This window comes from Paenarthrobacter sp. NyZ202, from assembly GCF_049860755.1.
In the GTDB taxonomy this organism is placed as follows: Bacteria; Actinomycetota; Actinomycetes; order Actinomycetales; family Micrococcaceae; genus Arthrobacter.
In genome coordinates this window covers 2,510,200-2,529,331 of record NZ_CP187556.1, presented here as the reverse complement: position 1 = coordinate 2,529,331, position 19,132 = coordinate 2,510,200, and the positions used below count along the sequence as shown (strand labels likewise).

At 64.2% G+C, this 19,132-nt stretch carries 16 protein-coding genes; 12 read left to right on the top strand and 4 right to left on the bottom strand.

Translation table 11 applies throughout. From position 1 onward, the window contains the following. Positions 1 to 17 precede the first annotated feature (17 nt). The 6 genes from mihF to ACPFL9_RS11660 all read left to right on the top strand — a co-directional run bounded on the left by mihF (position 18) and on the right by ACPFL9_RS11660 (position 6,074). Positions 18 to 344, top strand: a complete 327-nt coding sequence (gene mihF, locus ACPFL9_RS11685; protein ID WP_426002819.1) for an integration host factor, actinobacterial type — start codon at positions 18 to 20, stop codon at positions 342 to 344. A 22-nt stretch (positions 345 to 366) separates the two neighbouring features. After that, positions 367 to 939, top strand: coding sequence for a guanylate kinase (gmk, locus tag ACPFL9_RS11680; RefSeq protein ID WP_426002817.1), 573 nt, complete (start codon positions 367 to 369; stop codon positions 937 to 939). 38 nt (positions 940 to 977) lie between these two features. Then, positions 978 to 1,238: a DNA-directed RNA polymerase subunit omega gene (gene rpoZ / locus ACPFL9_RS11675; protein ID WP_017197559.1), complete on the top strand. Its 261-nt coding sequence runs from the start codon at positions 978 to 980 to the stop codon at positions 1,236 to 1,238. 28 nt (positions 1,239 to 1,266) lie between these two features. Further along, a complete protein-coding gene (gene coaBC, locus ACPFL9_RS11670; protein ID WP_426002815.1) occupies positions 1,267 to 2,496 on the top strand; it encodes a bifunctional phosphopantothenoylcysteine decarboxylase/phosphopantothenate--cysteine ligase CoaBC in 1,230 nt (409 codons plus the stop codon). Positions 2,497 to 2,572: 76 nt separating this feature from the next. Next, the gene (gene metK / locus ACPFL9_RS11665; protein ID WP_426002813.1) at positions 2,573 to 3,802 is read left to right on the top strand and encodes a methionine adenosyltransferase; all 1,230 of its coding nucleotides are present in this window, start codon (positions 2,573 to 2,575) and stop codon (positions 3,800 to 3,802) included. Between the two features lie 154 nt (positions 3,803 to 3,956). Continuing rightward, the gene (locus ACPFL9_RS11660) at positions 3,957 to 6,074 is read left to right on the top strand and encodes a primosomal protein N' (RefSeq protein WP_426002811.1); all 2,118 of its coding nucleotides are present in this window, start codon (positions 3,957 to 3,959) and stop codon (positions 6,072 to 6,074) included. On the opposite strand, the gene ACPFL9_RS11655 is transcribed toward ACPFL9_RS11660, so the two are convergent. From ACPFL9_RS11655 to ACPFL9_RS11640, 4 genes are read right to left on the bottom strand one after another with little or no spacing between them, the layout of a single operon-like run. Continuing rightward, positions 6,071 to 7,153, bottom strand: a complete 1,083-nt coding sequence (locus tag ACPFL9_RS11655) for a glycosyltransferase family 4 protein (RefSeq protein ID WP_426002810.1) — start codon at positions 7,151 to 7,153, stop codon at positions 6,071 to 6,073. The two genes, ACPFL9_RS11660 and ACPFL9_RS11655, sit on opposite strands and share 4 nt — an antisense overlap. Then, a complete protein-coding gene (locus ACPFL9_RS11650; protein WP_426002809.1) occupies positions 7,150 to 8,091 on the bottom strand; it encodes an alpha/beta fold hydrolase in 942 nt (313 codons plus the stop codon). The genes ACPFL9_RS11655 and ACPFL9_RS11650 overlap by 4 nt, the downstream gene beginning before the upstream one ends. A 9-nt stretch (positions 8,092 to 8,100) precedes the next feature. Then, a complete protein-coding gene (locus tag ACPFL9_RS11645) occupies positions 8,101 to 8,982 on the bottom strand; it encodes an aldo/keto reductase (RefSeq protein ID WP_426002807.1) in 882 nt (293 codons plus the stop codon). 34 nt (positions 8,983 to 9,016) lie between these two features. Continuing rightward, the gene (locus ACPFL9_RS11640; protein ID WP_426002805.1) at positions 9,017 to 9,979 is read right to left on the bottom strand and encodes a sugar-binding transcriptional regulator; all 963 of its coding nucleotides are present in this window, start codon (positions 9,977 to 9,979) and stop codon (positions 9,017 to 9,019) included. 123 nt (positions 9,980 to 10,102) lie between these two features. Here ACPFL9_RS11640 and ACPFL9_RS11635 point away from each other — a divergent pair, with 123 nt between their 5' ends. The 6 genes from ACPFL9_RS11635 (at position 10,103) to ACPFL9_RS11610 (ending at position 19,131) form a co-directional block, all read left to right on the top strand. Next, positions 10,103 to 11,887: a glycerol-3-phosphate dehydrogenase/oxidase gene (locus ACPFL9_RS11635; protein ID WP_426002804.1), complete on the top strand. Its 1,785-nt coding sequence runs from the start codon at positions 10,103 to 10,105 to the stop codon at positions 11,885 to 11,887. 157 nt (positions 11,888 to 12,044) lie between these two features. Beyond that, on the top strand, positions 12,045 to 12,797 hold the full coding sequence (locus tag ACPFL9_RS11630) for an MIP/aquaporin family protein (RefSeq protein WP_426002802.1): 753 nt from the start codon (positions 12,045 to 12,047) through the stop codon (positions 12,795 to 12,797). A 69-nt stretch (positions 12,798 to 12,866) separates the two neighbouring features. Further along, complete coding sequence (glpK, locus tag ACPFL9_RS11625) at positions 12,867 to 14,381, top strand: glycerol kinase GlpK (RefSeq protein WP_426002801.1); 1,515 nt, start codon at positions 12,867 to 12,869, stop codon at positions 14,379 to 14,381. Positions 14,382 to 14,686: 305 nt separating this feature from the next. Further along, positions 14,687 to 17,215 (top strand): leucine--tRNA ligase, encoded by a 2,529-nt coding sequence (gene leuS / locus ACPFL9_RS11620; RefSeq protein WP_426002799.1) that lies wholly within the window; start codon positions 14,687 to 14,689, stop codon positions 17,213 to 17,215. Between the two features lie 59 nt (positions 17,216 to 17,274). Next, the gene (locus ACPFL9_RS11615; protein WP_426002797.1) at positions 17,275 to 18,261 is read left to right on the top strand and encodes a DegV family protein; all 987 of its coding nucleotides are present in this window, start codon (positions 17,275 to 17,277) and stop codon (positions 18,259 to 18,261) included. Positions 18,262 to 18,327: 66 nt separating this feature from the next. Further along, positions 18,328 to 19,131, top strand: a complete 804-nt coding sequence (locus ACPFL9_RS11610) for a helix-hairpin-helix domain-containing protein (RefSeq protein WP_426002796.1) — start codon at positions 18,328 to 18,330, stop codon at positions 19,129 to 19,131. The last annotated feature ends 1 nt before the right edge of the window (position 19,132 follow it).

Sequence of the window (19,132 nt, the reverse complement as noted above, 5' to 3'; positions counted from 1 at the left end):
CTGACAGGGGTTTGGCAGTGGGCCTTAAAGAGCTGACACCGAAGGAGCGGTCCGACGCGTTGGAGAAGGCCGCCAAGGCGCGTGCCGTCAGGGCCGCGGCCAAGGAAAAGCTGAAGCGTGGCGAGGTCAGCGTCGCCGAACTCATAGCCAGTGGCGGCTCGGATGACGCGATAGCCCGCATGCGCGTCGTCGAGTTGCTGGAAGCGCTTCCGGGCATTGGTCCGGTGCGTGCTGCCGGGATCATGGCGGAAATCGGCATCGCCGGTTCCCGCCGTATCCGCGGCCTGGGCGTACACCAGGCCAAGGCGCTGGTAGATTTTATGGGAAACCAGCCAAGCGCATAAAAGCAACTCTCCTAAGGAATCCGTGAGCAAGAAACCTGGACTGACTGTCCTTGCAGGCCCTACTGCTGTAGGCAAGGGAACCGTATCCACCTACATCAGGGACAACTATCCGGAGGTTTGGCTTTCAGTTTCCGCCACCACCCGTGCCGCCCGGCCAGGGGAGAAGGACGGCGTCCACTACTTCTTCAAGTCCGCCGAGGAATTCGATTCCCTGGTTGAGGACGGCGAACTTCTGGAATGGGCTGTTGTCCACGGCCATAACCGTTACGGGACACTCCGCAGCACGGTCAATGCCGCGATTGCCGAGGGAAAGTCCGTCCTGCTGGAAATCGACCTGCAGGGAGCCCGCCAGGTCAAGGCAGCCGTTCCGGATGCCCAGTTCGTCTTCCTCGCCCCGCCGAGCTGGGACGAAATGGTGCGGAGGCTGGTGGGCCGCGGCACGGAAACTGCCGAGGAACAGCAGCGGAGGCTGGAAACCGCTAAACTTGAACTTGCTGCTGAACCGGAGTTTGACCACACCGTCATCAATGACGACGTTCGCCGGGCAGCGGACGAGCTTGTTTCACTCATGGGGCTTACCCCGCACGGGCGCTAAGCGCTTGCATTGTCGGCCCGCTAGAATTTGGAGAATTCGTGTCCACCAACCTTGAAGGCATCATCAACCCGCCGATCGATTCGCTGCTTGAGGCTGCCGATTCCAAGTACGGCCTGGTGATCTTCGGCGCCAAGCGTGCCCGCCAGATCAACGCGTACTACGCCCAGCTGCACGAGGGCCTTTTCGAATATGTCGGACCGCTCGTCGACACCAAGCTGAACGAGAAGTCCCTTTCCATCGCCCTGCGCGAGATCAACGAAGGCCTGCTCGTTTCCACGCCGATCGAGCCTGCAGAATAAAACACGACTGCCTGTTGACGGAGGTCACGTGCGCATAGTCCTCGGAGTCGGGGGAGGGATCGCAGCCTACAAGGTTGCATCGCTCCTCCGGCTTTTTACTGAAGCCGGACACAAGGTCACGGTCATTCCCACTGAGGCCGCCACCCGTTTTGTCGGTGTAGCCACGTGGGAAGCCCTGTCCGGGAACCCCGTGAGCAACAGCGTTTTCGATGACGTTGAGAAGGTCAACCATGTCCGTCTGGGGCACGAGGCCGACCTCATGGTCGTAGCTCCGGCCACTGCGGACCTCCTGGCCAAAGCGGCTACGGGACAGGCCGGGGATTTGCTCACGAACACCCTCCTGATGGCTCACGGGCCGGTGCTGTTCGCACCTGCCATGCACACGGAGATGTGGCAGCACGCCGCCACGCGGGCCAACGTGGCCACCCTTCGCGAGCGGGGAGTGGCAGTGCTGGAACCGGCTTCGGGCCGCCTCACCGGCGCCGACTCAGGCCCCGGCCGCCTTCCCGACCCCGAGGAGATCTTCGAGGCCGCCATGGCTCTGGTAACCGGAGCCGGCCGGGAACGCCCTTTGGCCGGCCGTACCGTCACGATTTCAGCTGGCGGCACGCGCGAAGCCCTGGATCCAGTGAGGTTCCTCGGAAACCGCTCCTCCGGCAAGCAAGGCGCCGCCCTGGCTGCTGCCGCGTTGGCGGCGGGTGCCGAGGTCCGCCTCCTGGCAGCCCATATGGACGTCGAGCCGCCGGCCGGCGTCGAACTCGTCCGTGTCGAATCTGCGCTGGAACTGCGGGAAGCTGCGCTGAAAGCGGCAGTGGACTCCGACGTCGTGATTATGGCCGCCGCCGTTGCCGATTTCCGTCCGGCGGAGGTTTCCGACACCAAAATCAAGAAGGTCGACGGCGAAGACGCTCCCGTCGTGCACCTGGTCCGCAACCCGGACATCCTGCGGGAGTTGGTTGAACAGCGCGATGCCGGTGGGGCCCAACAGTTGATTGTGGGATTCGCTGCCGAAACAGGCGATGAGGAGGGAGACGTCCTGGAGCACGCGGCCGCCAAGCTGAAGCGCAAAGGCTGCGACCTGCTGGTGGTCAACCATGTGGGTGTCGGCAGGGTCTTCGGCCAGGACGAAAATTCCGTGGTGATCCTGTCCGGGCGCGGGGCTGAACCTGAGCAGGCTTCGGGATCAAAGGCGGAGGTTGCCGATGCGGTGATCGTTCGGGTGGCCAGCGAACTGCCGTTGGTTTCCCCGGCCCCGTAGCCGCGTGGCGGTTGGAATTCTTAGCAATCGGACACACGGCGAAAGCCGCCGTCCCGCAACACAGTAAGGTGGTCTAGTGACTTTACCGCTGCACCATGAACACCACGGCACCCCGTCCAAGCTCCGGCTCTTCACCTCCGAGTCGGTGACTGAGGGGCATCCGGACAAGATCTGCGACCAAATCAGCGATGCCATCCTTGATGCCCTGCTGGCTGCCGACCCCGAATCCCGGGTCGCGGTCGAAACCATGGCCACCACGGGTCTGGTGCACGTGGCCGGTGAAGTCACCACGGACGCCTACGTTGAAATCCCGCAAATTGTGCGCGAAACGATCCTGGGTATCGGCTATGACTCGTCGGCCAACGGATTCGATGGCGCCCGCTGTGGCGTTTCCGTGTCCATCGGCCAGCAGTCGAATGACATCGCCGGGGGCGTCTTCAATTCCCTGGAAGCCCGTGAAGGCCGCCAGGAGGACGATTACGACCTCCAGGGCGCCGGTGACCAGGGCATCATGTTCGGCTATGCCAGTGATGAGACCCCGTCTTACATGCCCACGCCCATCTGGTTGGCCCACCGCTTGTCGGAGCGGCTCACCGAGGTGCGGAAGAACGGCGAGCTTGCGTACCTGCGTCCGGACGGCAAGACCCAGGTCACGGTCGGGTACGACGGCGATCGCCCGGTTTCCGTCCAGACGGTCGTCATTTCCAGCCAGCACGCAGAAGAAACCGGCTTGGAGCAGTTGCGGGCGGATCTTGCCAGCCACGTGATCGATCCGGTCCTCGCGGCTTCCAATCTGGATATTTCCAGGGTTTCCAACATCCTCAACCCTGCCGGTGCCTTCGTGATCGGTGGTCCGGTAGGTGACGCCGGACTCACCGGCCGCAAGATTATTGTCGACACCTACGGTGGTTTCTCCCGCCACGGCGGCGGTGCGTTCTCCGGCAAGGATCCGTCCAAGGTGGACCGTTCGGCGGCCTACGCCATGCGCTGGGTGGCCAAGAACGTGGTAGCAGCAGGGCTTGCCAAGCGTGCTGAAATCCAGATCGCCTACGCCATCGGACAGGCCCGCCCCGTGGGCACGTACGTGGAGACTTTCGGTACGGAAACCGTGGATCCAGCCCGCATCAGCGAGGCCATCAACGAGATCTTCGACCTCCGCCCCCGTGCCATCATCGATGCCCTGGACCTGAAGCGCCCGATCTACGCCAAGACCGCAGCCCACGGGCACTTTGGCCGGGACGAGCCCGACTTCACCTGGGAACGGCTTGACCGGGTCGCCGACCTGAAGGAATTCTTCAACGCCTGACCGCCGGCGACCGGGCAATATTGTCAGTGGCGCACGGTCTACTTGTTCCGGAGGTGCCCGCAGCGGTTTGGTGCCGCTGCGGGCACCTTTCGTTTGTTGGCGCCTCCCGGCCGGTGAGGCGCCGGGACCATCAGTACGAGTCGGAGGTGGAGCAGTGGCAGCACACGAGACGCAGCCTGCGTTGCTTCAGCCCTCCCTGCTTCAGGGATTTCCGGCCAAGCCGGCTACCGGCGGGCCGCCGCTTGCGGCTTCCGACCCCGTAGCAAGGGTGGTGCTGGACTCTCCCTTGCCGCATCTGGACAGGCCGTTTGACTACAGCGTGCCCCGGGACCTGGAAGACCTCGCCGTGCCGGGTGTCCGGGTCAAGGTGAAGTTCAACGGCCAGGACCTCAATGGCTTTGTGGTCGGCAGGCAGGCAGACTCCGATGCCGGACATCCATTGATCCCCCTGCACAAGGTCGTTTCCGCTGTTCCGGTCTTAACGCCCGCGGTGTTGGAACTTGCTGGTGCCGTGGCCGCACGGTACGCAGGAACACTCAGCGATGTCCTCAGGACAGCCGTTCCGCCCCGGGTGGCCAAAGTGGAGAAGGAGTTCGCTTCCAGCGAGGCCACCGGCCTGGCCGGCCGTCCGGGCACAACGGACGGAGCCTTGGATCCCACGGCATGGTCGTCCTATGTCAACGGTCCGGCATTCCTGCAGCACGTGGCAGGGGGAGGAGCACCCAAGGCAGTCCTGACCGCCTTGCAGGGCTTTGGGTCGGAGGGCTGGCCCGCGGTCGTCGCCGCGGCGGTTGCCGCAGTACGGGCATCAGGCCGCGGAGCCGTGGTGGTGGTTCCCGACTACCGCGACCTTGCACGCCTGGAGGCGGCGCTTGGCGAACTCCTGCCCGCCAGTGACATCGCCCGGCTGACAGCAGACGACGGCCAGACACCGCGGTACCGGAGCTTCATGCGGTTGCTCACGGGCGAAGCGTCGGTGGCCATCGGAACCCGCTCCGCAGCGTTCGCACCCGTCAGGAACCTGGGGTTGGTGGTTTGCTGGGACGACGCCGATGACCTGCATCTGGACCAACGTGCACCCTATGCCCACTCCCGGGAGGTTCTGCTGCTGCGCGCATCGCAGGAGAATGCTGCCTGCCTTTTGGCATCGCACAGCCGCAGCACCGAGCTGCAGCGGCTCGTGGAGGTGCAGTGGGCCGTGCCGATCGAAGCGCCGCGGCAAGTGATCCGATCCACCATGCCCCGGGTGGTGAACTCAGCGGACAGCTATGAGCAGGAACGTGATCCCCTGGCCGGCATCGCCCGCTTGCCCGGCGTAGCCTGGCGTGCAGCCAAAGAGGGGCTGGAGCGTGGCCCGGTCCTCGTACAGGTGGCACGAGCCGGATACGCCCCGTCCCTGGTGTGCGGGACGTGCAGGGAACCGGCCCGGTGCAATGCCTGCCAAGGTCCCTTGGCGTTGGCAGCCAGCTCTGCGATTCCTGCCTGCCGGTGGTGTTCCACACCGGCGCCGCAGTGGCAGTGCCGGAACTGCCGTGGCACACGTCTCGGCCGGGGAACAGCGGGGGCGGTACGTACCGCTGAAGAGCTTGGGCGTGCGTTTCCCGGTACCGCGGTGATCACGTCATCCGGGGACAACATCAAAGCGTCGGTCACCGATGCCCCGGCCCTGGTGGTGGCCACCGTAGGTGCTGAGCCGGTGGCCGACGGCGGTTACGCTGCGGCACTGCTGCTGGATGGGAATTCACTGCTGCGGCGGGAAAACCTGCGGGCGGGGGAGGACACCCTCAGACGCTGGTTCAATGCCGCCGCACTGGTCCGCCCTTCCGGCCAGGGAGGGCTGGTGGTCGTCACAGCGGACGACACCACGGCCACTGGAGCCCTTGTCCGCTGGGATGCGCCAGGCTACGCATCCCGCGAACTGGCGCTTCGCAAAGAGTTGCAGTTGCCACCCGCGGTCCGGGTAGCTTCGGTCACAGGTCCGCGGGCCGACGTCGTGGCCTTCACGGCGGCCTTGGAGGCGGCAGTCCCCTCCGATCGGAGGCTGCGCAGCGTGGGTCCGGCTCCGCTGCAGCTTGCTGCCGTGCCGAGTGCTGCCGCACCCGCCTCCGCCGCTTCTCCCGAAGCTGACACCGAGGCCCGCACGCTCTTCTTCCTTCCGTATGCAGAAGCTGCGGACGCTACCAGGACCATGCGTGCGGTCAAGGCAGCCCAAGCGGCCAAGCGGTTGTCCGGTCCCGTGCAACTGCGGCTGGACGGCGTGGACGTCCTCTAGCGCTGCCTGCTGTGGAGGGCCACGGCTTCTTCGGCTGCGGCAAGGAGTTGCCGGGCAGATTCATTCCAATCGAAGCCTGAGGCCCGTTCCACCGAACGGCGGCTCCGTTCCTGCCACAGCGCCTCGTCGCTCAGTTCCATGACGGCTGCGGCGAACGCTTCCGGCGAGCCGGGATCGACGTAACTCACGGCATCACCGCCGACCTCCCGGAAGATGGGGATGTCGCTGGCGATGACGGGGGTTCCGAGTGCCATGGCTTCCACCAGGGGAAGACCGTAGCCTTCGGCCCGGGAGAGACTGATCAGCGCGGTGGCGCGGTTGAGGAGCTTTTCGTACTCCTCATCGGAGACGCCGTTGTGGAACTCCACCCTGGCGCCGGGGGGCACCAGTGCTTCGAGTTCAGCCCGGCGCTCCGGCGTAATCCTGCTCAGCAGGTGCAGCGTGTGGTCCGGCAAACCGTCCATGCCCCGGATCATGGTTTCCACATTCTTGTAGGGCATGAAGGATCCCATGTACAACAGCGTCTTGTCGGTACCGCTTGCAGGATCGCGCGGAGTTTGACCCGGCTGTGGTGCATTGCCCACAATCCGCACCGGGCGGCGGGTCAGTCGGTACTTGGCCATGAGCGCTTCAGTGGTCCGGCTGATGGTGGCCACCACGTCCGCACGGTTCAGGAGCACCCTTTGCGGCCAGAAAGCCTTGTGGTACAGGCGCCAGAGCAACCGCACCGGAGCCGGCAAAAAGCCCGGGGGAGTGGGGTGTTCGTAGTAGATGAGGTCATGGAGGGTCAGGATCAAGCCGTACTTGCGTCCGATGGTTCCCATGGTCTGCATGGGGCAAACCACCACGTCGGCACCCAATGAGTTGACCTTCCGGGCCACAAAGAGTTCCAGCGGGGACAAGGGACTGTTGACCATCACCCAAGGGACATCGGGGAGCAGGGCGAGCTGCCTCTTGTCGTTGATGAGCATGGTGACGTCGGCAATCTTTGCCGTCGCAGCAATGAGGCTCGAACCATAGCGGCTGATGCCATCGTGGTGGTCCGTTCGGGTAAAGCGGGCATCGATGACAATTTTCACGCCGGGTGGTCCTCCAGGAAGGTGCGGATGGCGGCAGCGGCCGGTGCCGGTGTCTCGTAATGGATGAGGTGTCCGACGCCGGAAATCACTTCCAGCCTCGCGTCCGGCAGGCGCTGCATGAGTTTGTATTGGTTGGGAAGGGTCGCGATTTCGTCCTTTTCACCGGCCACCAGAAGCACAGGCAGCCGGAGTTCCCCGGCAACGTCGGCCACGGTCCCTGAAACGGAGGCTTTGAAGGATTCCAGGAGGCTGTTCCTGTTGGCGAAGGCGCTGAAGTAGGCATCGTGCTGGCCGTGGATGAAGCGGCGCAGCTCCCTGTCCTTGGTCTTTGCCATGGTGACGCTCATGACGCGGACGATCAGCCGGTTCCTGAGGATGGCCAGCCCCAGTGCCCTGGGCAACCGGGCAGATGCCTGGTAGTAGAAGACGGCCAGTTTGGTCATGATGCCCTTGGGGCCCTCCAACGCCGGTGCCGCGATGGGGTTGATGAGGATCAGCGGGAAGACCTTCCCTGGGTTCGCGGCGGCAAAGTGGCTCGCCACGATGGATCCGAAGGAATGACCCAACAGGACCGTGCTTGGGCCGAGGTCCAGGGCTTCCATGAACCCGGAGATGAACCGGCCGTAACCGGCAACGGAGTGCTCGTGGTCCGTGAAAGGTTCTGAGCTCCCGAACCCGGGCAGGTCCGGCATGATGATGCGCATGTCCGGTAGCTGGTCCGCAACGCGCAGCAACCCGTGGTGGTCACCACGGAACCCGTGGATGACCAGGATGGTCCGCGTGTCCGCGGTTGCTTTGACGGGTTCGTAGGTCCAGTACGCAACTGCGCCGCCGTTGATTTCCACGGTGGACGCAGAGGTTCTTGCGGCAAGGCCCGGGCTGAAGAATCGTCCGCCGGACTCGGCGCCGGGATTGTGCGTGGTGTCCACGGTTTCCATCCACAACTCCTAGTTCACGTTGTCAGGGTGCGAACCCGTACGGTGGTGGCGTTCCAGGGCGGCCAGGCCGTCCATGTCTTCCGGGGTGAGCTGGAAGCCTGAGACGCCGAAGTTTTCCTTGATGCGCCCGGGTGAGCTGGCCTTGGGAATGACCAGGTTGCCCAGCTGGAGGTGCCAACGCAGGATGACCTGGGCAGGTGTGCGCCCATGCTTTTCCGCGATCAGGGCTATCGCAGGGTCCGCCAGAACCTGTCCGCGCCCCAGGGGGCTCCATGCCTCGGTGCGGATACCGAGCTGGTCGTGCAAGGTCCGCAGCCTGGTCTGCTGCAGCCAGGGGTGCAGTTCGATCTGGTTGACGGCAGGGACAACCTCGGCTTTCTCCATGAGCTGCTCCAGGTGGCCGGGCTGGAAGTTGGACACGCCGATCGCACGCACCTTGCCCTCCCGGTAGAGGGTTTCCATGGCTTTGTACGTTTCCAGGAAGAGGCCCCGCCCGGCGCAAGGCCAGTGGATGAGGTAGAGGTCCAGATAATCCAGGCCGAGGTTGGCCATGGACGAGTCGAACGCGCGGAGGGTGGCATCGTAGCCGTGGTCGTCATTCCAGACCTTGGTGGTGACAAAGACGTCTTCGCGGGTCAGTACATGCGAGGATTCACCGGATCCGCCGGTACCCGCATTGGCCTCGCTGGCGTCCCCGATTGCTCCTCCGATGGCCCGCCCCACGCCGGTCTCGTTGCCGTACATGGCTGCGGTGTCGAACCGCCGGTAGCCTTCACCCAGCGCTGTGCGGACCAGGGCCTCTGCGTCCCGGGGCGGCACCTTATAGAGTCCAAACCCCAGTTGGTCCATTAATACGCCGTTGTTCAGGGTCAGCCGGGCTGGGAAAGTCATAGCAACGACTCTACCCATTCCCCGGCAGAATCCTTCAGGGTTGGCTGGTGAAACTCACCAGGCGGCGTGCCGAAGCCTCGTCGAGGATGAGATCGGTGGCCAACCCCGCGGCCAAGGCACCCTGGAGTCCATTGATTTTGGAGGCGCCGGAGACCACGCAGATCCGCCGGCGTACCTGGCGCAGCTGCTCGTGGCTGGGACCGGTGGACCTTTCGTTCAGGGTGATGCCGTCGGAGGATCCGTCGCTGCGGAAGAAGACTGTCGCAACGTCGCCCACCACATCGTCGGCCGCCAACAGGCTGAGGTCGTGCTCATCGAGGTACCCGCCTGCATAGACGTGGCTGGGATAGTCCGAGTCGACCGACCCGACGCCGAAGATGGCGATGCTCATCCTGGCCTGCAGGTCCAGAATGCGTTGCACACTGCGTTCCTTCCACATGGCCGTCTTGGTGGAGGCATGGTCGAAGAACGCCGGCACGGGAAACTGTTCAACCCTCGCCCCGTAGGCATTGCCGAAACGCCGCATGATGTCGCTGGCATAGGTGATGCCGGTGGTCTGCATGTTCCCTGCTCCGTTGAGCTGGACAACGATGCTGTCGTGCGTCAGTTTCCGGGTGAGGTGCCGGCTCACGGCGCTGAGCGTGGCGCCCCAGGCGACCCCGATAATGGCATTCGAGTCGACCAGCGGGGCGATGGTCCGGGCCGCCTGCATGGCCACACGGTCCAGCGTTTCGGCTTCGTTGAGGGTATCCAGCACGGGAACCACATGGACGTCGACGCCGAACTTGTCCCGGATCTGGCCTTCCAACTCAGGAGCAGTATCCAGTGGACTTCGGATTTGTACCTGGACCAGTCCGGTCTCCCTTGCAGAGGACAAGAGACGCGAAACCGTTGAGCGCGAGGTCCTGAGTTCGCGGGCGATGGCATCCATGGTCAGGTCCTGCAAGTAATACATTTGTGCGGCCCTGAGCGCGTCTGAGTGACGTGAGCGTCCCATCTCACTTCCTTCCTGCACGTTTGTGCAAATAGCTTGACTCCATTTTCCACCTTCGCCAGATTAGGTGGTGAAAGGTGCACCGGCGGCCAGCGCCGCGCACAAACCAAGCCCAAAGGAGCAGTTTTGGGACACAACAGGCATTCCGTTAATCCAGGTGCTGCACAGCCGCGTGAATCCGCGGCTGCTTTGCGCAACCGGCCTTCAGCGCAGGTGCTGATCATCGGGGGCGGGATCAACGGTGTCGGGACTTTCCGCGACCTCGCACTGCAGGGCATCGACGTCGCCCTCGTGGAGCGTGGTGATTACTGCCAAGGTGCCAGCGGCGCTTCCTCCCACATGATCCACGGCGGTATCCGCTATTTGGAAAATGGAGAATTCCGGCTCGTCCAGGAATCGGTGGTTGAACGCAACCGCCTCCTGCGCATAGCCCCGCACTACGTCAAGCCCCTGCAGACCACGATTCCGATTTTCAGCACGTTCTCCGGGATCCTGTCCGCACCGATGCGTTTCCTGACCCACAAGCAGGGCAAGCCCAAGGAACGCGGCGCCTTCCTCATCAAGGCCGGCCTGACCATGTACGACTTCTTCTCGCGTGACGGCGGCACCGTGCCACGGCACCAATTCCGCAGGCGTGACAAGGCCCTGGCCGAACTTCCGCGCCTGCATCCCGGAATCAAGTACGCCGCAACCTATTTCGACGCCTCGGTCCACAATCCGGAGCGGCTGACCCTTGACGTACTCCAGGACGGTGAAAAGGCCGGACGCAGCGGCAGCCTTCCGGGCGGCAGTGCCCGTGCCGGCAACTACGTCTCCCTGGTCTCCATGGGGCCCAACGGTGCGCGCCTCCGGGATGAACTGACGGGTGAAGAATTCGATTTTGCCGCCGATGTCATCGTCAACACCACCGGTGCATGGGTCGACCTCACCAACCAGGCCATGGGCTCCGCCAGCCGCTTCATGGGCGGCACCAAGGGTTCCCACATCGTCCTCGACCACCCCGAACTCCTGGCCGCCTGCAATGGACGCGAAATCTTTTTTGAGCACACGGACGGCCGGATCGTGCTGATCTACCCGATGGGCGACAGGGTCCTGGTAGGCACCACGGATGTGGATGCCGACATGGCAGAAGACGCAGTCTGCACCGAGGCTGAGATCGACTACTTCTTCGACCTGGTTGGACATGTCTTTCCCACGATCAGCGTGAACCGGGACCACATCGTCTACACCTTCTCCGGTGTCCGTCCGCTGCCGCGCCACGACGCTACCCAACCGGGCTTTGTATCCAGGGACTACAGGATCGAACGCAGTGTCCGCACCGGTGAAGGTGCGGTTGCGACCCCCGGCGGCAAGGCCGCCGTCGTGCTCAGCCTGGTGGGCGGCAAGTGGACCACGTTCCGGGCGCTGGCTGAACACATGACCAACGACGTCCTGCGCGAGCTCGGCAAGGAACGCAAGGTCTCGACGGCGAAGCTCGCCATCGGGGGCGGCGCCGGCTTCCCTGCTACCCCCCACGGTGAACAGGAATGGATCAAGAAGCACATGGGTCCCGGCCTGGATGCTGACCGCGTCGCTGGTCTCCTGACCCGATATGGGACAAGGGCCGGTGCCGTTATCGAGTACCTCAACGCAGGAACGGACAGTCCGCTGCGTTCCACCCGTGAACTCAGCGTCAGGGAACTCCAGTTCATGGCCGCACATGAGCAGGTTGGACACCTGGTGGACGTCCTGATCCGCCGCACGTCACTGGCGTTCCGGGGACTGGTGACCGGTGAACTGCTCAATGAGGCCGCAGCCGTTTTGGCCGGCCCAATGGGCTGGGACGCCGCGGCAACGGAAGCCGAGATCCGTCACGCCCAGGAGGTGCTGAAGCGGTTCCACAAGGTTGAGGTCCATAGCCTCGTCGCCTGACCCGGCGACCCTGATCCCGTTCGTCCCGGCAACGGGAGGACAAGGGATGGCCGGTCCCCACCGGACCGGCCACCAGGAACGGCACCGGCGCCCGGTGCCGTTCCAACGGTTCCTTCACGCAGGAGGGAACTGACAACAGAACAATGAGGAGTCAAAGATGTCTCTTGGAATAGTTTTCCTTTCCGAAGTATTCGGAACCGCGATGCTGACCCTTTTGGGCTGCGGCGTCGTGGCCAACGTTGCGCTCAAAGGCACCAAGGGCAACAACGGTGGGTTCCTGATGGTGACGTGGGGCTGGGGCGTTGCAGTTTTCGCGGGCGTTTTCGTGGCTGCCAAGTCAGGCGCACACCTCAACCCGGCCGTGACGCTGGGCCTGCTCGTCAACGGGAAGCCTGAATACGCACCCGGAGTAGCTGTGGACTTCGCTTCCACCCTGGTCTATTTCGGCGGCGAACTCCTCGGTGCATTCCTTGGCGCCGTTGCCTGCTGGCTCGCTTACAAGCAGCACTTCGATGCCGAGCCCCTGGCAGCCAACAAACTGGGTACCTTCTCCACCGGTCCCGCCATCCGGTCCACCCCCTGGAACCTGGTCACCGAAGTCATCGGCACCTTCGTCCTGGTTTTCGTGATCCTGACCTTCGGCGGCACCCCTTCCGGTCTGGGGCCGTTGGCTGTAGCCCTTCTGGTGGTCGGCATCGGCGTTTCGCTCGGTGGTCCCACCGGTTACGCCATCAACCCTGCCCGAGACCTCGGGCCGCGGATCGCCCACGCAGTCCTGCCCATCAAGGGCAAGGGCTCCAGCGACTGGGCATACTCGTGGATTCCTGTCGTCGGGCCCCTGGTGGGCGGCGCCCTCGCCGGTCTCATCGCCCTGTGGGTCCCGGACATCATGCCCGCCATTGCGGGCTGACACGCACCACCCTTTCCAGCACAACAAACTCAACAGCAAAACATCCAGGACAAAGACAAGGACGTCACCGTGAACCAATACGTCATCGCCATCGACCAAGGCACCACCAGCACGCGCGCCATCGTGTTCGACCACTCCGGGAGCATTGTCTCCTCGGGCCAGATGGAACATGAGCAGATCTTCCCGCAGGCCGGCTGGGTGGAACACAACGCCGTCGAAATTTGGGACAACACCCGCGAGGTCATCGCCTCCGCCCTGTCCAAGGCGAACCTGACGCGCCACGATATTGCCGCCGTCGGCATCACCAACCAGCGTGAAACGGCCGTGGTGTGGGACAAGAACACCGGCGAGCCGGTCTACAACGCGATCGTCTGGCAGGACACCCGTACCCAGCCCATCGTCGATGAACTCGCCAGGGACGGCGGGGGAGACCGGTTCAAACAAAAAGTCGGGCTCCCCCTGGCCACCTATTTCTCCGGCACCAAGATCAAGTGGATCCTGGACAACGTGGACGGGGCCCGCGAACGTGCCGAGGCAGGTGACCTCCTGTTCGGCAACACCGACGCCTGGGTTCTCTGGAACCTCACCGGCGGTACCGACGGCGGTGTCCACGCCACGGACGTCACCAATGCCTCCCGCACGCTGTTCATGGACCTCGAAACCCTGCAGTGGGACCAGGAAATCCTTGACATCTTTGGTGTTCCTGCGTCCATGATGCCCGCCATCAAGTCCTCCTCGGAGGTTTATGGAAACGTGCATACGTCGCAGTTGCTGCGTGAGACTCCCGTGGCCGGCATCCTGGGTGACCAGCAGGCAGCAACCTTCGGCCAGGCTGCCTTCCAGCCGGGTGAGGCGAAGAACACCTACGGCACCGGCTGCTTCCTGATCTTCAACACCGGCGAAGAAATCGTCCACTCGAAGAACGGGCTGCTGACCACCCTCGGGTACAAGCTGGGCGACGACAAGCCGCACTACGCACTGGAGGGTTCCATCGCCGTCACCGGCTCGCTGATCCAGTGGCTGCGTGACAACCTGGGAATGATCAGCTCCGCGCCCCAGGTGGAGGAACTCGCAGCCGGTGTGGAGGACAACGGCGGCGTGTACATCGTTCCGGCCTTCTCCGGCCTCTTTGCACCGTACTGGCGTGCCGATGCCCGCGGTGCGATCGTTGGCCTCACCCGGTATGCCAACAAGGGCCACATTGCCCGTGCCGCGCTCGAGGCAACGGCGTTCCAGACCCGCGAGGTGCTGGACGCCGTCAACGCCGACTCCGGCGTCCCGCTCACCGAGTTGAAGGTCGACGGCGGCATGGTCGCCAACGATGCGCTCATGCAGTTCCAGGCTGACATCCTCGGCGTACCCGTGGTCCGGCCCAAAGTCATCGAAACGACGGCGCTGGGTGCCGCCTATGCGGCCGGCCTCGCCGTGGGATTCTGGAACGACCTCGGCGAGCTCAGCGCCAACTGGGGCGAGGACAAGCGCTGGGAACCGCAATTGCCTGCAGAAGAGCAGGACCGCCAACTGCGGCTCTGGAAGAAGGCCGTGACCAAGTCCATGGACTGGGTGGACGAGGACGTTAAGTAGTCCAGGGTAACCATGCCTTAGCCGATAAGGGGGCCCCGCCCGCTCCGCGGACGCCCGAAGCCGCTCCCGGGCCCCCTTATCGGCACGGCATCTCTGTTTGCCGGCCTGCTCAAGCCGCTCGTGGCGACTGGAGAGTTAGTAAGGTGCGCTATTGTAGATCTATGCGTGCGATCCTTCTGCTTAGCTAGCCGCCCGGCACCTACAGCCGTGCGGCCGCCCCTCCATTGTCGAGGGGCTTTTGTGTGTCCGGGGTGTACCGGGCCATAGCAGGAGCAACCGCCATCAGAGAACAGAAGAGGGCAGCAGTGAGCGTTCAGCCGGAGACAGAGACCGGAACAGCACAGGCAGCCGCAGCTGGAGCGCCTGAAGAAGGCGTCTACAGTTTTGCTGCGTTGGAAGCGAAGTGGCCGCAGGTCTGGGAAGACCTCAAGGTCTTCACCCCTGCGGATGACGGCTCCCGGGAGCGCCGCTACGTGCTGGACATGTTTCCCTACCCTTCCGGCGACCTTCACATGGGCCACGCCGAGGCCTTCGCCATGGGCGATGTTGTTGCGCGGTATCTCCGCCAGAAGGGCTTTGATGTCCTGCACCCCATCGGCTGGGACTCGTTTGGCCTGCCCGCAGAAAACGCGGCCATCAAGCGCAACGCCCACCCCAGTGAGTGGACTTACGCAAACATCGACACCCAGGCCGCATCCTTCAAGCGCTATGCCATCTCCGCCGACTGGTCGCGCCGGCTCCACACCTCCGACCCGGAGTATTACCGCTGGACGCAGTGGCTGTTCAAGCGCTTCTACGAGCGCGGCCTGGCCTACCGCAAGGACTCGCCCGTCAACTGGTGCCCCAAGGACCTCACCGTTCTGGCCAACGAGCAGGTAGTCAACGGCGCCTGTGAACGCTGTGGCACCGCTGTGACCAAGAAGTCCCTGAACCAGTGGTACTTCAAGATCACCGACTACGCGGATCGCCTGCTGGATGACATGGACCAGCTGCAGGGACACTGGCCGGAACGTGTCCTGGCCATGCAACGGAACTGGATCGGTCGCTCCGAAGGTGCTCACGTCAGGTTCGTCATCGAGGCAACGGAAGACCGCCCCGAGCGCGAAGTCACCGTCTTCACCACCCGCCCCGACACCCTGTACGGTGCAACGTTCTTCGTGGTGGCCGCCGACGCACACCTGGCCCTTGACCTGGTGACGCCCGAACAGCATGACCAACTCATGGCATACCGGGAAAAGGTCAAGGCGCTCTCCGAGATCGAGCGCCAGTCCACGGAACGTGAAAAGACCGGTGTCTTCACCGGTCGCTACGCCATCAACCCGCTCAATGGCGAAAAACTGCCGGTGTGGGCTGCTGACTATGTCCTGGCCGACTATGGGACGGGCGCCATCATGGCCGTTCCGGCCCATGACCAGCGCGACCTCGACTTTGCGAAGGCCTTCGGGCTTCCCGTGCGTGCCGTACTCGAAACCGGCGACGACGACCCGGCAGAAAGCGGTACCGCCACCGCAGGCGAGGGCATCCTCAAGAACTCCGGCGAACTGGATGGCCTCAGCAAGGCCGAGGCAATTCCCGCAGCCATCAGCATCCTGGAGAAGCTGGGCACGGGCGAAAAGTTCGTCAATTTCCGGCTCCGCGACTGGCTGCTGAGCCGCCAGAGGTTCTGGGGCACGCCCATTCCCATCATCCACTGCGCCGAATGCGGCGAAGTTCCGGTTCCTGATGAGCAACTGCCTGTCCGGCTCCCGGACGACCTGCGGGGCGAAGCCCTGGCTCCCAAGGGCACCTCACCGCTGGCGGCCGCCGTCGAGTGGGTCAACGTCGAATGCCCCAACTGCGGGCGCGCTGCGCAGCGCGACACCGACACCATGGACACCTTCGTCGACTCATCGTGGTATTTCCTGCGCTTCGTTTCCCCGGACTACACGGAGGGACCGTTCGATCCGGAGAAGATCAACGACTGGATGCCCGTCGGCCAATATGTTGGCGGCGTGGAACACGCCATCCTGCACCTGCTCTACGCCCGCTTCTTTACCAAGGTCATCAAGGACCTCGGCCTGATCGAGGCCAACGAGCCGTTCAGCGCGCTCCTCAACCAAGGCCAGGTCCTCAATGGCGGCAAGGCCATGAGCAAATCCCTAGGCAACGGTGTGGACCTCGGCGAGCAGCTGGACAAGTTCGGCGTCGACGCCGTCCGCCTCACCATGGTCTTTGCCTCCCCGCCGGAAGACGACGTCGACTGGGCGGATGTATCGCCGTCCGGCTCCGCCAAGTTCCTGGCGCGGGCGTGGCGCCTGGGCCAGGACGTCACCAGCGAACCCGGTATTGATCCGGCCACCGGTGACCGGGCGCTGCGGACGGTCACGCACAAGACCATCGCCGACTCTGCCGAACTGCTGGACAACAACAAGTTCAACGTCGTTGTGGCCAGACTGATGGAACTCGTCAACGCCACGCGCAAGGCCATCGACTCCGGTGCGGGGGCAGCCGACCCCGCTGTGCGCGAGGCCGTCGAAGCCGTGGCAGTGATCCTGAGCCTCTTCGCGCCGTACACGGCAGAGGACCTTTGGAGCGCCCTGGGCCATCCCGCATCGGTGGCCAACGCAGGATGGCCGTCGCACGACGAAGCGCTCCTGGTCCAGGAGACGGTGACCGCCGTTGTCCAGGTCCAGGGCAAGGTCCGTGATCGCTTGGAGGTGTCCCCGGACATCGCCGAAGACGAGCTCCGCGAACTCGCTTTGGCTTCGGAGAACGTCCAGCGCGCCCTGGACGGCCGTGGCATCCGCACCGTGATCGTGCGGGCACCTAAACTGGTGAACATCGTCCCTGCCTAGCAGGGATTGCACGGCCGCCGGCACTGTGCCGGCGGCCGGCCATCGTCTTTGGAGGTTGCGTGCCTGAGCGAGAACCACCCGCCTGGATGTGGCTCAAGGAAAGGGTGGCGCGCCTTCGGCAACCAGCGGCGCCGGTTCCTGTCGCTGACGAGCCGCTTGCCGCCGTCGTCAAGACTGCTGTGGTCACCGATTCGGCCGCGGCACTGCCCGCTGAGTGGGTATCCGCTTTTACAGCCGACGGTCGTTTGGCCGTTGTTCCCATGCCCGTGATGGTGGGGAACGAGATCTATGGCGAAGGTGAAGACGACATCACCCGGACGTTGTCGCTGGCACTCGCTTCGGGCGCCTCGGTGAAGACATCGCGTCCCTCACCCGGGCAATTTGAACAGGCGTACCTGGCCGCCCAACGCCGTGGATTTGAGGCCGTCGTCTCCATCCATATCTCGTCTGAACTTTCCGGAACCGCCGACGCCGCCCGCCTCGCTGCTGCCCGCGTGACGATTCCCGTGGAAGTCGTTGATTCCCGCACCGTGGGGATGGCGCAGGGGATGGGTGTCCAAGGGGCCGTGGTTGCCGCGGCGGCCGGACAGGCTGCGCCTGAAGTCCGTGACTATGCGCAGCAGCAAATGGACAAGACCAAGGTCTACTTCTACGTGCCGAGCCTCGAACAGCTCCGGCGCGGTGGCCGGATCGGCGCCGCCGCGTCGCTTATGGGGACCGTCCTGTCCATCAAACCGATCCTGGCGGTCGACGGCGGCAGGATCGTGCCGCTGGAAAAGGTCCGGTCCGCGGTACGGGCAGTCGCGCGGCTCGAGGAAATCGTCGCTGCTGAGGTCCGTTCCCGGCCGGACGGCCGGGCCCGGCTCGCGGTGCATCATTTTGGAAACCCGGGGGAAGCGGAAACCCTGGTGGCAAGGTTGCAGGAGGCTTTGCCTGGTTGTCCTGCTCCGCAAATCAGCGCATTGCCGGCCGTTCTGGCAGCCCACGCAGGGCTGGGTGTCCTGGCTGTCATCGTGGGGGAAGGCAGCACGGCGCAGGAACCCTGATCCTGCTTTTCCACATAGGCAAATACGGCCGCACGGCGCGCCGTCGATCCCGCATAGGCTCGATCCATGCCCCGCTGGAATCCGGATGCGTCCCAGGACGCCGCAGCCCAGGCTGTCCGGCAGCGCTTTGCCTCCCGACTGGCCCCTGAAGGGAGTCCACCGCTTCTGGACCTTCCGGAAGAGGACCGCATGGCAGGGGATCATGCCGCCTCGCCTCCCCGGTTGCGCTGGCGGACTCCATGGCGGGCCGTCGTGGTGGTCCTGCTGGGTGGAGTACTGCTTCTGGTTTGGTTCTTCTGGCAGGCGCGTGCCGGGCAGATGGTCACAGAGCCAGTCAGCCAACCGCCCGCTGCAACGGAAGTCTCCGGGCCGGAAGGGGAGAGGCCCGGCACCACCACGCCCGGCACCACCACGCCCACCGCCCAGCTGCTGGTCCATGTTTCAGGTGCCGTGCCGAAGCCGGGAGTCGTGTCCCTGCCCCAGGGCAGCAGGGTATTCCAGGCCATTGAGGCCGCGGGAGGACCGGGGCCCGGTGCCCGGTTGGACCAGCTCAACCTCGCGGCAACCGTGGCGGACGGTGCCAAAATCCACGTTCCGGTGGCCGGGGAAGCTCCTCCTGCTGGTGTACAGGACGGATCAACAGGTCCGACGCCTGCAGACGGTCCGGGAAACGGCATCAATCTCAATTCCGCATCAGCTGAGGAGTTGGGAACCCTGCCCGGAGTGGGGCCTGTCATGGCCCAGAGGATCGTTGACTGGCGCAAGGAACACGGCCCGTTCTCTTCCGTGGACGAGCTGGATGCCGTCAGCGGGGTCGGTCCCAAACTCATGGAGCAGTTGCGGGACCTGGTGACGGTGCAGGGTGGGTGAA

Bases quoted from the DNA above. Each gene is read 5' to 3' on its own strand.
- ACPFL9_RS11650 (WP_426002809.1), bottom strand. From the start codon at position 8,091: ATGGAAACCGTGGACACCACGCACAATCCCGGCGCCGAGTCCGGCGGA.
- ACPFL9_RS11645 (WP_426002807.1), bottom strand. From the start codon at position 8,982: ATGACTTTCCCAGCCCGGCTGACCCTGAACAACGGCGTATTAATGGAC.
- ACPFL9_RS11640 (WP_426002805.1), bottom strand. From the start codon at position 9,979: ATGGGACGCTCACGTCACTCAGACGCGCTCAGGGCCGCACAAATGTAT.
- ACPFL9_RS11630 (WP_426002802.1), top strand. From the start codon at position 12,045: ATGTCTCTTGGAATAGTTTTCCTTTCCGAAGTATTCGGAACCGCGATG.
- ACPFL9_RS11610 (WP_426002796.1), top strand. From the start codon at position 18,328: ATGCCCCGCTGGAATCCGGATGCGTCCCAGGACGCCGCAGCCCAGGCT.